Below are 14,521 nucleotides of genomic sequence, written 5' to 3' on the forward strand. Positions count from 1 at the left end.
AACCCCGTCGGGGCCCCGTAGCTGCGGCGGGCCCGGCGCCGCCCGGGCCGGGGGGGGGGGGCGCGGCGCCGCGCGGCCGGGCCCGGCCCCGCCGCTACCCTCAGGCGTCCAGCGCCTGCCGCAGCGGGGCCAGGAAGGCACCGGCACGCTGGGCAGCCTCCTCGGCCGAACCGGCATCGGCCAGCGCCGCCACCAGGGCACTGCCGACCACCACGCCATCGGCCTGGCGGGCCATGGCCGCGGCACTGGCCGCGTCCTTGATGCCGAAGCCGGCCACCACCGGCACGCTGGCGCGTGCACGCAGGGCCTGCAGCCGTGCGCTGGCGGCATCGCTGTCCAGACGCTCGGAGGCACCGGTAACGCCGGCGAAGCTGACGTAGTAGAGGTAACCGCGGGCCAGTGCGAGCAGCTTGTCGGCGCGTGCTTCGCTGGTGGTCGGCGAGGCCAGCAGCACCAGCGCCAGGCCGGCCGCATCGAAAGCCTGCTGGGCTTCACCGGCTTCTTCCGGGGGCAGGTCCACCAGCAGCACGCCGTCCACCCCGGCGCCCACTGCAGCCTCGGCGAAGGCCGCATAGCCGTGGATCTCCACCGGGTTGAGGTAGCCCATCAGCACCACTGGGGTCTGCGCATCGCGCTGGCGGAACTGCGCCACCGCCTGCAGCACGTAGCGGCTGCCGGCACCACGGCCCAGCGCGCGTTCGGAACTGCGCTGGATGGTTGGGCCATCGGCCATCGGATCGGAGAACGGCACGCCCAGTTCGATCACGTCGGCACCGGCCTCGACCAGCGCATGCATGACCGGCACGGTGGCCTCCAGCGACGGGTCGCCAGCGGTGATGAAGGGAATCAGCGCCTTGCGCTGCTGCTCACGCAGGCGCTGGAAACAGGCATCGAGTCGGGATACGGACATGTCAGGTACATCCTTCGATCAGGTCAACGGCGCCGCTGGCGCCCCAGTACATTCGGGAAACGGTGCCGTCGACGATCTCCACACGGATCGCCAGGTCGGAACCGGGGTCCTGCCAGAGCAGGGTCTCGCCGGCCTCGGCATCTTCGCCATAGGGCCGCGCGAGGGCGCCCCGTGGCAGCAGCTGCAGGGCCTGCGCACGCGGCATGTCCAGGCGCAGGCCGAACGGCCCGGGCTGCACCACCACCTGGCCCGAATCGTCGATGGGGGCCAGGTCGAAGCGCACCACGTCGCCGTCCTGCACCATCATCGCCACGCCTTCGGGCAGCGTGCCACGCTCGTAATACTCACAGCGCCCGGCCGTGGCCTCGCCCAGCCCGGCCGAGTGCCACTGCGCCTCGCCCTCCAGCTCGCTGAAGGGCTGGCCGATCAGCACGTCGCCGGCATGATCCAGCGCCACCGACACGATTGCCGGGGCGTTTTCATCCTCGGCGCTGTCGGCGCGGGTGGCCGCCGGCGCGTCCTCGATCGGGCGATGCGCGGCCTCATCGTCATTGCTGGCCAGCTGGCGTGCCGGGGCGATCGCTGCGGGCGACGCCGGCGCGGGTGCCAGCACCGGCGGATCCGGCGGCGTGCAGCCGCACAGACCGACCGCCAGCATCAGCGCGCCACCGTGCCGCAGCACGCAGTTCACAGCACCAGGCCTTCGCGCGCGGCGATGGTATGCACGTCCTTGTCGCCACGGCCGGACAGGTTGCACAGCACCATCTGGTCGCGCGGGCGCTCGCGGGCCAGCTTGATGGCCTGGGCCAGCGCGTGGCTGGATTCCAGTGCCGGCAGGATGCCTTCGACATGCGCCAGCAGGTGGAAGGCCTGCAGCGCCTCCTCATCGGTGATGCCGAGGTAGGTCGCACGGCCGCTGTCGGACAGGAAGGCGTGTTCCGGGCCGACGCCGGGGTAGTCCAGGCCGGCCGACACCGAGTGGGTCTCGATGATCTGGCCATCGTCATCGCACAGCACGTAGGTGCGGTTGCCGTGCAGCACGCCGGGGCGGCCCGCAGCAATCGAGGCGGCGTGGCGACCGGTGTGGATGCCGTCGCCGGCCGCTTCGGCGCCGAAGATCTCGACCTCGCGGTCGTTGAGGAAGGCATGGAACAGGCCGATGGCGTTGCTGCCGCCGCCGACGCAGGCGGTGATCGCATCGGGCAGGCGGCCGTACTCGGCCAGCATCTGCTCGCGCGCTTCGCGGCCGACGATGGCGTTGAAGTCACGCACCATGCGCGGGTACGGGTCCGGGCCGGCCACGGTGCCGATGATGTAGAAGGTGTCCTGCACGTTGGTCACCCAGTCGCGCATCGCTTCGTTGAGCGCGTCCTTCAGGGTGGCCGAGCCGGAGGTGACCGGCACCACCGTCGCGCCGAGCAGCTTCATGCGGTAGACGTTGATCTTCTGCCGCTCGATGTCGGTGGCGCCCATGTAGACCACGCATTCCAGGCCCAGGCGCGCGGCGACGGTGGCACTGGCCACGCCGTGCTGGCCCGCGCCGGTCTCGGCGATGATGCGCTTCTTGCCCATCCGCGCGGCCAGCAGGGCCTGGCCGATGGTGTTGTTGATCTTGTGCGCGCCGGTGTGGTTCAGGTCCTCGCGCTTGAGCAGGATCTGCGCACCGCCGACATGGTCGCTCAGGCGCTGGGCGTGATAGATCGGGCTCGGCCGGCCGACGTAATGGGCCAGGTCCTTGTCGTAGGCCAGCTGGAACGCCGGGTCCTGGCGGGCCTGGTCGTAGGCCTGGGCCAGTTCCTGCAGCGGGCCGACCAGGGTTTCGGCGACGAAACTGCCGCCGTAGCGGCCGAAGTGGCCCTGGGCGTCCGGGAAGGCGTGATAGTCGGCAATGGGGGAGGCAGACATGGAAGCGACCGCTGGTTCGAGACAGGTGGATACTCTAGCGCACGGATCCTGACCGGAATATCGATATTATCTGGCGCATATCGTCAGGAAATCTCACATGAGCACCTCCCTGCTGCCGCCGCTCAATGCCCTGCGCGCCTTCGAGGCTACCGCCCGCCTGGGGGGCGTCGGCCGCGCCGCACAGGCCCTGCACGTGACCCACGGTGCGGTGAGCCGGCAGCTGAAGCTGCTGGAGGACCATCTGGGGCTGCCGCTGTTCCAGCGTGCCGGCCGAGGGCTGCGCCTGACCGAGGCCGGCCAGCGCCTGCACGCGGCCTGCGGCGAAGCCTTCGCCGGCATTGAGGCCTGCGTGCGCGAACTGCGCCAGCCGGCCCGTTCTCCGGCGCTGGTGCTGGGCTGCAGCGGCAGCGTGCTGGCGCGCTGGATGATTCCGCGGTTGCCCGCGCTGCAGGCGGCCCTGCCCGGGGTGAACCTGCAATGGTCGGCGCTGGATGGCGCCTTCACCGAGGCACAGGCGGCGCTGGATGCGGTCCTGCTGCTGGCGCAGGGGCCGTGGCCGCGGGGCTGGCAGGTGCGCGAGCTGGCACCGGAACGGGTGGGCGTGGTGGTGGCGCCCTCGCATCCTGCCGCGCAGCGCCTGCGCCATGTACCGCCGGACGCGCTGCTGCAGGAGACGCTGCTGCACACCAGCTCGCGCCCGCAGGCGTGGCCGGCATGGGCGCAGGCGCACGGGCTGGACCCCGCGCGATTGCAGCTGGGCACCGGCTTCGAGCACCTGTACTACCTGCTGGAAGCGGCCGTTGCCGGACTGGGGCCGGCGATCGCGCCGGAGCCGCTGGTGGCCGAGGACCTGGCCGCCGGGCGCCTGGTCGCGCCGTGGGGCTTCGCTGCGACCGGCGGATTCTGGGTGCTGGCGCGGCCGGATGGGCCGGCCGACCCGCGGGTGGATGCACTGGTCGACTGGGCCATGGGGCAGCTGTAGCGTCGGCCGGGCCTGTTACATGCCGTTGGAGAACACGTCGAGCGCGTTGGCGCTTACCCAGCCCTGTGCGCACTGCGCCGATGCTGGCAGGCAGGCGGGGCCGCGATTGCGCTGCAGGTGCTGGATCGGCCGGTCGCCATAGGTGCCGCACAGCGCGCTGCCGACCTTGCAGGCGGCGACACTGCTGGCTGGCACCAAGGTCACGAAGTAGTACTGCGGGTTCTGCCCGGCACGGCCGATGGCCTGCACGCAGACCAGCTGGCCCTGCGCGAACCGCGCCGTCGCCACCGCTTTGCTCCCAGTGCTGGGCACGCGGTCGAGCGCGTCGACGCCCTTGGCATCGGCGACACCTGCGAAGAAGCCCTGCGCACCACAGCCGGGCGCCAGTTCAACGTCATAGAAATCACCGCTGGCGACATCGCCGGCCGTACAGCCCTTGCCGGCCTTCGGGTCAGTGCACTGCACGCCGCTGGCCTGCACCAGGGTGGCAACGGCGTCCAAAGCCGGTGCTGCAGCCCAGGCCTGCAGGGACAGCAGGCCGGACAGGGCGACGCCGCAGCATGCGAAACGACGTCGGTCATGCAGGTACGCAATTTTCATGGCCAGTCCTTTGGGGGGATGACAGCGGGAACCGGCACGCGATCAGGGCGCGGTGGGTGCGGCCAGGCGTTGCTGCAGGTCCTCGCGCAGGCGCGACAGTTCGACTTCGGCCTGCTGCCGCTGCTGCATACCCTCGCGATGGATGCCGCGCACTTCCTCGACTGTGGCGATCAGCTGGTCGTGCACGTGGCGCAGCGTGGCGACGTCGATCACGCCTCGCTGGTTGCTGCGCGCGGTATCCACCGAGGCCTGGCGCAGCAGATCGGCATTGCGGCGCATCATCTCATTGGTGGCATCGTCGATGGCGGTGGACAGCTCCACCGCTGCCTTCTGCTCGCCCAGCGACAGCTGGATGGCGAACTGGCGCTTCCACGACGGGATGGTGATCTCGCGCACCGTGTTGAACTTCTCGATCAGCTGCAGCGCATTGGCCTGGATCAGGCGGATCATCGGCAGCGACTGGTCGGCGGCATGCTGCATCAACTGCAGGTCGGACACGCGCTTTTCGATCAGGCGGATCGCATTGTCGACCTCGCTCTGGCGGATGCGCTGCTGCGGGTCATCACTGCCCTGCCCCGCCAGCTGCTCGGCCTGCAGTTCAGCCAGGCGCTGCTTGCCGGCGGCGGCATACAGGCCCAGCGCGTGGCGCTCTTCGCGCACGATCTCGTGCATGCGGTCGAACTCGCCCACGCGCTTGCCCATCAGCGCCTGCTGCACGCCGACGTCGCCCAGCAGCTGCTCGATCTGCGCATTGGTATCGCTGAATTTCTGCACCAGCTCGCCCTTGGACACGCGCAGGCGATCGATCAGGCCGCCGATGACCGGCACCTTGGAACGCTGGGCGAAGCCATCGAGTTTCAGGCTGCGCGCGATGCGCACCACCTCGCCGAGCTTGTCGCCGCTGGCATCGAGGTCACGGTTGCGCACCTGGTCCAGCAGCTGGCTGGAAAACGCGGCGGTGCGCGACGCGGCTTCGCGGCCGAACACCTGCAGGTTGCCGGGCCGCAGGTCGTCCAGTTCCTCGCGGATCTCGGCGATGCGGGGAAGATCCTCGCGGACCAGGCCCAGGGACTGCAGCGCGCCCTCGTCCAGTGTGGAAGGGGTGGCCGGGGTGGGCACGAGGGTGCCGGGGTGCTGGCTGTCCTGGGTCATCGGGCAGTCTCCTTGCAGGTGGGTTGGCGGCAGCGGCGGCCGACTCAGCGCAGTCTAGCCTGAGCCGCCGCGACCTCGTCATCGATCTGTGCGTGCAGCGTGGCCGCCTGCCCGGCGCGTAACGCGCCGGTGGCGGCCTGCGCGGCCAGTGCGGCCTGCCGCCATGCCGGCAGCAGGACATCATGGATGCGGGCGAAGCGCTGCAGCAGCACCACGTCCTGCTCCTGCAGCAGCTGCCATTGGCCGGCTTCGATGCGGCGCAGTGCCGCCAGCCGCTGCAGGTGGTCGATGCGCGGCGCCAGCGCGGCCTGGCCTGCGCCGTCCAGCGTCGGGCGCCACGCGGCGCCGGCATCCGCCCAGGCCTCCAGTGCTTCGGCGGCCTGGCCTGCGGCGCTGATCGCCGTGGCCCGCAGATCCATGTGCTGCTGCAGCTGCTGGGCCTGTTCGCGTGCCTGCAGGGCAAGGACGCCGAGCTGCGACTGCAGCCCGCGGCCCTCGGCTTCGCGCTCGACATCGCGGCCGAGCAGTCGCCCCCACCAGCTTTCCTGCCGACGCAGGCGCGCCGGGTCGGCCGACTGCAGGGCCAGCGCGATGCGTGCCAGCGCCGCCACCAGGCCGTCGCCGGCCGTCGCCGGCAGCGCGGCTTCGCGTGCGGCCAGCGCCTGCAGCAACGGCGCGCCGTACTCGCCCACGCGCGCGACATCGGCCGTGTCCGGCCGCTGCGGCGTTGGCAGGGGCGCAGCGTCGATCACGGCAGCGGCGGCGGCATCGGTGTGCCGTCAGCGGCATCGGCGGGCAACGACTCGCCGTAGAAGTGGCGCATCAGCGCCTCATCCAGTGCGCGTTCCTCCGGCGTGCTGGCGCGGCGCACGCGCGGACGGCGGACCTCCGCGGCGTTGCTGCCGCCCGCGCCCTCGACCTGCTGCCGGGCCCACCCGGCGAATGCGGCCAGGGTCTGCGACACCTGTTCCTGCCGTGCCTGCGACGCGACAAGGAGCTGCACCAGCGGCGCCAGCCCGGCCTGCAGGTCGTCCGCCAGCGGCGTGGCCGGTGCGCTGGGCGCAGCGATCTGCACCGGCTTCGTTGGCGTCGTAGGTGCGGGCTCTGCCGGGCGCACGTCGGCCAGGCGCTGCAGCGCCTCCAGCAGTGCCGGCCACGGCGCCGGCTCCGCGGCCAGCACCGGCGCGGCCGGCGGCAGCTGCAGGGCACTGGCGATGTCGGCCAGCTGCGCGACCACGCGTCCGCCGACATCACTGTCGTCGGCGCCCATGGCCTTGTTGCGCAGGAAATCACGCTTGATCTGCGCCCAGCGCTGCGCCTGCGCCTCATCCAGCACGCCACGCAGCTCGCCCAGTTTCAGCAGGTTCTCCTCGGCACCGGTGGTCAGCAGCTGCGCCTCGCCCAGGTAGTGGTCGGAGATCAGCTGCTGCAGCTCGTCCTCGTTCATCACCGGCGAGATCTTCTCGGCCAGCTTGTTCATGTTGCGGTAGCTGCCCTGCAGGCGGAACGGCGGCTCGGTGCGGTAGCGGTCATCCTGCGCGGCGCTGGCGATGTACTGCTGGTTGACCCGGTAGACCACGTCGCGCACGCGCAGCATGCGCTGCAGGGTGGCGGTGATCTCATTGACCTCCGCGCCGCTGTAGGCGTGGTTGAGCCCGTTGGTCGATACGTCCTTGCCCATCGCGCGATCGACCAGCAGGTACAGGTCCGCCATGTCACGGGTGGCCAGCGGTGCCAGCACCGGGTTGGAAGTCAGGCTGTTCTCGATGTAGCTGAGGGTGAACGCCGCCTCCATGCCGCCCAGCACGTCGCCGAGGTTGTAGATGTCGGCACGGTTGGCCAGCATGTCCGGAATCTTGAACACCTCGCCGGACTCGGTGTACGGGTTGCCGGCCATGACCACGCAGAATTTCTTGCCGCGCATGTCGTAGGTGCGGGTGCGGCCGCGCCAGACACCTTCGATGCGGCGGGTGCCATCGCACAGCGAGATGAACTTCTGCAGGAACTCGGGATGGGTGTGCTGGATGTCATCGACATACAGCATGGTGTTGTTGCCCATCTCCAGGGCCAGGTTGAGCTTTTCCAGCTCCTGCCGCGAGGTCGCGTCGGGCGCCTGTTCCGGATCCAGCGAGCGCACCTCGTGGCCCAGCGCCGGGCCGTTGATCTTCATGAAGACCAGGCCGAGCCGGTGCGCCACGTATTCCATCAGCGTGGTCTTACCGTAGCCCGGCGGCGAGATCATCATCAGCAGGCCCATCAGGTCGCTGCGTTTGTTCTCGCCCACCGTGCCCATCTGCTTGGCCAGGTTGTCGCCGATCACGCCCAGGTAGACATCATTGATGAGCTTGTTGCGCACGAACGAGGACAGTGGCCGCGCCTGGAATTCGGACAGGCGCAGGGTCTGCCGTTCGCGGTCGATGATGCCCTGGCGTACCGCCTGGTAAGCGTGGAAATCGGGCACGAAGCGCTTCAGGTGGTGCTGCAGGCGTGCCAGGAAATCATCCAGTGACAGCGACAGCGTGCCGCCGTGGATGCGCGGGTGTTCGCCCAGCAGGCCCGCCACGTCGACCCGCAGCGGCGCGTCGCTGCCGCGCGTGCGCAGCTGGCGCTGCACCAGCAGCAGCGCTGCGGCCTCGTCGGCATAGCCGGCGTGCGTGGCCTGGGCAGGCAGACCGGCCAGTGCGCGCAGCCATTGCCCGGCCAGCGCCCAGCGTGCGGCCAGCGGCTCCTGTGCACGCTGCAGCGCACGCTCCAGCGCCTCGCGCTGCCCGGCCTGTTCCAGCTGCTGGGCCAGCGCATCCAGCAGCGCCTGCGCATGCTTGCTGGTGCTGAACACCGGCTCGCCGTTGATCAGTTCGTCGCCCAGGTAGGCGGCCGCCGCCTCGGCGGCTTCATCGTCGAACGGCAAGGCTTCGGACTGCGCGAACGCGGCGATGGCTGTCGCCATTTCCGTGCGCAGGGCGCTGCGTCCTTCGTCGGAGCCGAACAGACGGGCGATGGTTTCCGCACCCGCCTGGCGGCTGGGCCACTGCTTCACCGCGTCCTCGCGCTGCTGCGCCGCCCAGAACAACAGGGCCAGTGCGCGCACGCGCGGTGCGTGCCGCAGCGCGCCTGCCGACTGCTGCAGCGGCAGCAGCGCGCGCAGGATCAACGCGGCGTCATGGTCGTGGATGCCGCGTTCGTAGCCTTCACGGTAACGCGGTGCGGCGAACGTGCGCACGCGCTGGTCCAGCGCCTCGGGGCTGGCGACGTCCTGCTGCAGCTGGGCCAGGTCCAGGCCGTCGCGGCCAGCCTGCGCGGCCAGCAGCAGGCTGCCGGCCAGGTACTCGCCGCGGTAGATCGCATCGGATTCCGAATCCAGGGTCACCGGCCAGAACGGCTTCAGCGCATCCAGTTCCGGATCGTGCAGGGTTTCCAGGAAATCGGTGCCGGTGAGGTGGATGGCAAGCGTGTCGCCGCGCGGCAACAGGGTCAGGTCCAGCGCCTGCGTGTTGACGCTGAAACGATGCCGCGGACCGAGCCGGACCACGTTGCCACCGGCCTCGTACAGGTCGCTGCGGTCGCGCAGCTGGCGCACGGCCTGGTCGCGCACGCCCTTCAGGCGCGCCTCGATGTCATCGGCCTTGACGTTGTCGCGCAGCGTACGCAGCCGCTCGGCCAGTTCGCGCAGCTTGAGGATCAGCGGATCGCCGGCGAAGAACGCGTTGAGTTCATCGGCCGTGGCGAAGCGCTCGGTGCGCTTGGCCAGGCCATCGAGAATGCGGTTGGCCGCGTCGAGCACCGAACGCGCCTTGCGCTGGCGGTCATCCAGCAGCGCCTGCTTGTGCGTCTCGAAGGCCTCGACCAGCTCCTCGCGCTTGCTGAGGATGTCGCCGAGGAACTGCTCGTGCTCGCCGAACTGGCTTTCCAGTTCTTCCAGCTGTACCAGCAGGCGCGACAGCTGCTCGTCGGCCTTTTCCGGGTCGTTGGCCATTGCCAGCGCACTGGTGATCGACTGCGAGAACAGGGCGAACTGCGCGGCGAACTGGGCCACGGCCTCGGCCGAACCGAGGGTGCGGCGCCGCTGCTCGGCGCGCGTGCGCGCCTGGTTCAGGCGGCCGTACAGCGTGGAAATAGATTCGACCACGCGGGTGCGCGCGGTGGCATCGTCCACCTTCAGCCCGGCCATCAGTTCGGACAGCATGTCCAGGTCGCCGGCCATGCCACGCATGCCGTCCAGCTGCTCGTCCAGCTGGCGCGCACTGGCTGCCTGCTGCGCGGCTTCGTCCAGCACCTGCAGGCGGCTGCCCAGCGGCGCCAGCGCGGCATCACCGGCGAGGAATTCGCCGGTGGCGGCACCGACGCGGTCCTGCGCCTGCACCAGTTCGGCGGACATCGCTTCGATGCGCGCGGTGTCGATGTAACGCAGCTCGCGGATGGTCAGCAGGCGCCCGCGCAGCGCGGTGATCTCGTTCAGTGCCTCGACGAAGGCCTGCACCTCGTTCCAGTTCTGCGGCTGCAGCCGGCCCAGCAGGGTCTTGAAGCCGGCCTCCGCCTCGACCATCGCCTGCGCCGACTGCTCGCGGATGGACTGGACCTTCTCGTATTCGTCCAGCACCGATTCGCCGGTGGCGCTGATCTGCCGCAGCAGAGCCTCGGCGCCGTCGCAGGCCTCGTCACCCAGCCAGTGGTGGGCGTCGAACAGGCGGCGGGTGTCCGCCACCAGGCGCTGGTAGCGCTGCACCGAGACATCCTGGCCATCGATCTCGCGGGCCAGGTTGAACAGGTTGGAGATGCCGCGCACCAGCTCGGCATTGCCGATGCGGCCCATGAAGGTGTTGCCGGGCGGACGGCTGGCGGCGAACTCGTCGCTGCTGAACGGCGTCTGCCAGACCTGCATCGGGTGGATGCGCGTGGGTTCGGTGCCCTCGGCATGGAACAGCACCATGCGCCCATCCTGCATGAACGCATAGCCGTGGCCGAACACCGGGTTCTGCAGCACGCGCTGGATGGTGTTGTAGACGAACAGCGCCGAGCGTCCGCCTTCGCGCTCGTAGAAGATGTACAGCACGTCCTCGCCATTGGGGGAACGGATACTGCGCTTGAACTGCATGCCGGCCATCGAGGCATCGAAGGCCTTGTGCTCGCCGCCCTGCAGGTAATAGCCACCGGGGAAGATGACGCCATGGTCTTCAGGCAGCTGCACGCAGGCCTGGACGATGGCGTCGTTGCGCACGATGTCGCCGGTGAGCGTGTTGTAGATCAGCCCGCGCCAGACGGTCTCGCGATACGGCAGCACCTTCAGCAGCAGCAGTGAGCCGACACGGGCGAACTCGAACTGGGCGTCGTCCAGCGACTGCGTGCTGTCCTCCACCGGTTCGCTGTAGATGCCCTGCCCGGTCTCGGTGTTGTTCTCGACCTTGATGGTCAGGTCGCCACCGGTGGTCTCCACGAACAGAGTGTCGAGGATGTTCAGGTGCGAATGGCGGCCGTTGACCGCGAGATCGCGGGTGGCCTTGGTCCATTCGAAATCGAACGGCGGCGGCAGCGCGATATCGCGTTCGCCGCGCGCATCGAGATAGGTCAGCTCGCCTTCGCGCGCCAGCGCCCAGCGGAACACGCGCACGTCGCTGCTGCGCTCGCCAATCTGGAACGAGGCCAGCAGCTTGTCGCCGACCACGATCAGCTGCAGCAGGCGCGCATGCTTGTAGTAGGAATACAGCTCGTTGAAGTCGTGCACGAAGCCGGGCTGGTCGAGGAAGCTGCCCTTCAGCTCCAGCGAAGCCACGTCGTAGCCATCGGTGCCGTGCACAAGCCGGTACAGGCCGAACACATCCTCGATGCGGGTGTGGGTCTTCAGCCCGATGTAGACGTTGTAGCCGAACAGCAGGCGGTCGGGCCCGACCTGGACGATATCCCGCCCAACGCAGTTGTTTTCGCTGCGGATACGGAAGCGGCCGATCACCTCCAGGCGGCTGTCACCGAATTCGGACAGCCGCTGGCGGTTGAGGGTCTCGGCCAGGGCCTGCAGGCGTTGGCCCTGCTCGCTGAGGCGGCGGCGCAGGACTTCGTAGGCACCGCCCTGGGCGACGGCCTGGTCGACGGTGTTGCCGCCGGCCTCCGGCGCGGTGGTTTCGGCGGACGGATGGGTTTCAGACATCAGCAGGCTTCCGGCTCACGGACGGCCGGCCGTGGTCGCGGCCGGCGCGGGCGGGCGATGGCCGCAATGGCCATCACCCGGTGCATCAACGGGCGCTGTCGACCACGGCGGCCGACACGGTCGGTGCCACCTCGGCGTCCCCGGCGATCTGCCGCGGAGCCGGTTCGGCCACGGCCACGCCCAGGTAGCGCTGCATCAGCTCCTGCACGATCGGGCTCTTGCCGGCGAAGCCTTCGATCGACTTGCCCAGCGACACCGCCTTGACCAGGTTCTCGAACATGCCACCGTCGCCACCGACCAGGTCGATGTCGGCGTTGCGCAGTGCGCTGGCGATGACGTTGGCGTTCTCGCGCGAGACTTCCTTGCCCGCTTCGATGGAGGCCAGCGCCTGCTTCAGGCTGTTGTCCAGCATCATGCGGAACTCTTCGTGGCCGCGTGCCTGGTCGCTCAGCGAGGCAATGGCTTCGAACTTGCGCACCAGACCTTCGGCCTCGGCCAGCAGCTTCTTCTGCACCACGCCGGCTTCGGCGTTGCCCAGCGATTCGGTGGCGGTGGCACGGGCCAGGCCCATCTTCTCCTCGCCCTGGGCCTGGGCCTGCAGGGTCTCGGCCAGCACGCGGGCCTCGTTGCTGCCCTGCTTCAGGTTGGCTTCGGCCTTGGCTTCGATCACGCGGGCTTCGGCGATACCGACCTTCTCGATGGCCAGCGCAGAGGCTTCGCGCACCTGCGCTTCGGCCAGGCCCGGCGCCGCCTGTTCGGCACGGAACGCGTCGGCCAGCAGGCGCTTGGCTTCGGCCTGCTTTCCGGCCGCCTCGTGCTCGGCCTGTGCCAGGGTGGTCAGCTCCACCGCGCGGTGCTTGGAGGCGGTCTCGCGGGCCTGCGCTTCCTTCACTTCGCGCACCAGCGATTCCTGCGCCTTGGCTTCGGCTTCCAGGATCAGCACCTGCTTCTGGCGGTCGGCCTCGGAGACCTCGCGCACTTCCTTGATGCGCTCTTCTTCCTGGGCCACGGTCTTGTCGATGGAGATGCGTTCGCGGGTGATGTTGGCCACGTCCATCTTGCCCTGCTCGACCACCTTGTCGCGCTCCACGCCCTGCAGCTGCACTTCGCGGTCGGTGGTGACCTGCTCCAGCTGGCGCGCACGCTCGACGCGCTCGGCTTCGATGGCCACCGCTCGCTGGCGGTTCTGTTCGGCCACTTCCACTTCGCGCAGGCGGTTCTGGTCGCGGATCTCGATCAGCTGCTGTGCTTCGATGCGGGCATTCTCGGACAGCTGGCGCTGCTCTTCCTGCACCTTGGCGGTCTCGGCTTCCTCGCGTGCGCGGATGGTCTCGATTTCGCGCTTCTGCCGCGCCTCGGCCTCGGCCTGCTGGCGTTCCAGGGCCAGCAGCGCTTCACGCGCTTCCACGTTCTTCTTGGTGATGGCGAGCTTCTCGTTCTGCTCCAGCTCGTTGGTCACCACGTTCTGCGCGGCGGTCAGCTCGGTGATCTTGCGGATGCCCTGCGCGTCGAGGATGTTGAACTGGTCCAGCAGCGACTTCGGGGTCTGTTCCAGGTAATCGATGGCCACGTCTTCGAGCACATAGCCGTTCAGATCGTTGCCGATGACTGCGATGATCTCGTCGCGGAATTCCTGGCGCTTCTCGAACAGCTCGGTGAAGTCGAACTTCTTGCCGACCGTCTTCAGCGCCTCGGAGAACTTGGCGTTGAACAGCTCATCGACCGCATGCTTGTCCGACGCACGGTCGGCACCGATGGCCTTGGCCACGCGCAGCACGTCGGCCTGGGTTTCGTTCACCCGCAGGTAGAAGGCCACGGCGATGTCGGCGCGCATGTTGTCGCGGCAGATCAGGCCTTCCTTGCCGCGGCGGTCGATCTGCAGGGTGATCAGGCTGATGCGCATCAGCTCGGCGCGGTACAGCACCGGGATGATCAGCGCACCGGTGAAGTGCACCTTGGGCGTGGCACTCATGTCGTTGACGATCAGGGCCACGCCCTGGTCGACCTTGCGGTAGAACGCCTTGAACAGTCCGGCCAGGCCCAGCAGCAGGCCTACGACGACGATGATCCCGATCAGGAAGGGGGCCGCGCCAGCGAAACTCATCAGTGATTCTCCTTGTTGCCCGGAAGCAGGTTGTCCTGGAAATCGAGGGCGACCGCGTCGGCGCGGACCACCCGGTAGTAGTGCTGTTCGGCCACGTGCTCGACCAGCACGATGCGCTCGCCACGCTGCAGTTCGATGTCGCTGCGCACCTGCAGGATCAGCCCGGCGCCGCCATCTTCGACATTGGCATGGCCGCTGCGGGCGTCCACCCGCGGCGAGGCGACCACGCCCACCCGGCCCAGCAGGGAGGCCTGCGCGACCGGCTGCAGGCGCTGCAGGAAACTGCGGATGGGCCGCAGCAGCAGTGCGGTGATCGGCACGGCCGGCAGCGGCGCGAGCACGGCCACCAGCGTGCCAAAGCCCCAGCGCAGCGCGTCTGGCAGCGGCAGCAGGATGAAAAGATGGATGAGATAGGTCAACGCCCAGCCGAAGAACCCCAGCAGGGTGACCACGACCATGACCGGCACGCCGCCGAGCCCGAAGCGCTGCAGCAGGGCCGACAGGCCACTGAGGTCGGTGCCGCCGTCCAGCGCACCGTCGGCGCCAAGGTCGCCGAAGCCGTCATCTACCAGGCCAAAAGCGGCAAGTCCCCAATAGACCAGCGATACCGCCAGCAGGACGCTGTACGGCAAGGTCGGGTAGCCGAAAACGACAGTGAAGAACTCCTGCATCGCTTGCCTTCCTAGGCTGAGGGGCGCGTGGCACCTGTCCAGAACGCGCCCACCAAGG

10 protein-coding genes are annotated in these 14,521 nt (G+C 69.2%); 1 reads left to right on the forward strand and 9 read right to left on the reverse strand.

Annotated elements, in window-relative coordinates:
* Positions 1–100: 100 nt before the first annotated feature.
* The 3 genes from trpA to trpB are packed head-to-tail and all read right to left on the reverse strand — an operon-like array spanning position 101 to position 2,815.
* The gene (gene trpA / locus AC1VXD_RS00005) at positions 101–910 is read right to left on the reverse strand and encodes a tryptophan synthase subunit alpha (protein WP_108769467.1); all 810 of its coding nucleotides are present in this window, start codon (positions 908–910) and stop codon (positions 101–103) included.
* Between the two features lies 1 nt (position 911).
* On the reverse strand, positions 912–1,601 hold the full coding sequence (locus AC1VXD_RS00010; RefSeq protein ID WP_482990280.1) for a hypothetical protein: 690 nt from the start codon (positions 1,599–1,601) through the stop codon (positions 912–914).
* Entirely contained in the window at positions 1,598–2,815 is a 1,218-nt protein-coding gene (trpB, locus tag AC1VXD_RS00015) for a tryptophan synthase subunit beta (RefSeq protein WP_150455316.1), read from the reverse strand. The genes AC1VXD_RS00010 and trpB overlap by 4 nt, the downstream gene beginning before the upstream one ends.
* Before the next feature lie 97 nt (positions 2,816–2,912).
* On the opposite strand from trpB, the gene AC1VXD_RS00020 reads away from it, so the two are divergent.
* Entirely contained in the window at positions 2,913–3,797 is an 885-nt protein-coding gene (locus AC1VXD_RS00020; protein WP_482990281.1) for a LysR family transcriptional regulator, read from the forward strand.
* Positions 3,798–3,812: 15 nt separating this feature from the next.
* On the opposite strand, the gene AC1VXD_RS00025 is transcribed toward AC1VXD_RS00020, so the two are convergent.
* The 6 genes from AC1VXD_RS00025 to AC1VXD_RS00050 all read right to left on the reverse strand — a co-directional run bounded on the left by AC1VXD_RS00025 (position 3,813) and on the right by AC1VXD_RS00050 (position 14,463).
* Positions 3,813–4,397, reverse strand: coding sequence for a hypothetical protein (locus AC1VXD_RS00025; RefSeq protein WP_482990282.1), 585 nt, complete (start codon positions 4,395–4,397; stop codon positions 3,813–3,815).
* A gap of 42 nt (positions 4,398–4,439) precedes the next feature.
* A complete protein-coding gene (locus AC1VXD_RS00030; protein ID WP_482990283.1) occupies positions 4,440–5,549 on the reverse strand; it encodes a toxic anion resistance protein in 1,110 nt (369 codons plus the stop codon).
* Between the two features lie 44 nt (positions 5,550–5,593).
* Positions 5,594–6,301, reverse strand: coding sequence for a hypothetical protein (locus AC1VXD_RS00035; protein WP_482990284.1), 708 nt, complete (start codon positions 6,299–6,301; stop codon positions 5,594–5,596).
* A complete protein-coding gene (locus tag AC1VXD_RS00040; protein WP_482990285.1) occupies positions 6,298–11,688 on the reverse strand; it encodes a DNA repair ATPase in 5,391 nt (1,796 codons plus the stop codon). The genes AC1VXD_RS00035 and AC1VXD_RS00040 overlap by 4 nt, the downstream gene beginning before the upstream one ends.
* Before the next feature lie 85 nt (positions 11,689–11,773).
* Positions 11,774–13,792 (reverse strand): hypothetical protein, encoded by a 2,019-nt coding sequence (locus AC1VXD_RS00045; protein ID WP_116865115.1) that lies wholly within the window; start codon positions 13,790–13,792, stop codon positions 11,774–11,776.
* A complete protein-coding gene (locus AC1VXD_RS00050) occupies positions 13,792–14,463 on the reverse strand; it encodes a hypothetical protein (protein WP_482990286.1) in 672 nt (223 codons plus the stop codon). The genes AC1VXD_RS00045 and AC1VXD_RS00050 overlap by 1 nt, the downstream gene beginning before the upstream one ends.
* Between the last annotated feature and the right edge of the window lie 58 nt (positions 14,464–14,521).

This window comes from Stenotrophomonas sp. STEN054 (assembly GCF_056854535.1).

Coding starts and splice junctions, on each gene's coding strand:
- trpA (WP_108769467.1), bottom strand. CDS start 910: ATGTCCGTATCCCGACTCGATGCCTGTTTCCAGCGCCTGCGTGAGCAG.
- trpB (WP_150455316.1), bottom strand. CDS start 2,815: ATGTCTGCCTCCCCCATTGCCGACTATCACGCCTTCCCGGACGCCCAG.
- AC1VXD_RS00020 (WP_482990281.1), top strand. CDS start 2,913: ATGAGCACCTCCCTGCTGCCGCCGCTCAATGCCCTGCGCGCCTTCGAG.
- AC1VXD_RS00025 (WP_482990282.1), bottom strand. CDS start 4,397: ATGAAAATTGCGTACCTGCATGACCGACGTCGTTTCGCATGCTGCGGC.
- AC1VXD_RS00030 (WP_482990283.1), bottom strand. CDS start 5,549: ATGACCCAGGACAGCCAGCACCCCGGCACCCTCGTGCCCACCCCGGCC.
- AC1VXD_RS00040 (WP_482990285.1), bottom strand. CDS start 11,688: ATGTCTGAAACCCATCCGTCCGCCGAAACCACCGCGCCGGAGGCCGGC.
- AC1VXD_RS00045 (WP_116865115.1), bottom strand. CDS start 13,792: ATGAGTTTCGCTGGCGCGGCCCCCTTCCTGATCGGGATCATCGTCGTC.
- AC1VXD_RS00050 (WP_482990286.1), bottom strand. CDS start 14,463: ATGCAGGAGTTCTTCACTGTCGTTTTCGGCTACCCGACCTTGCCGTAC.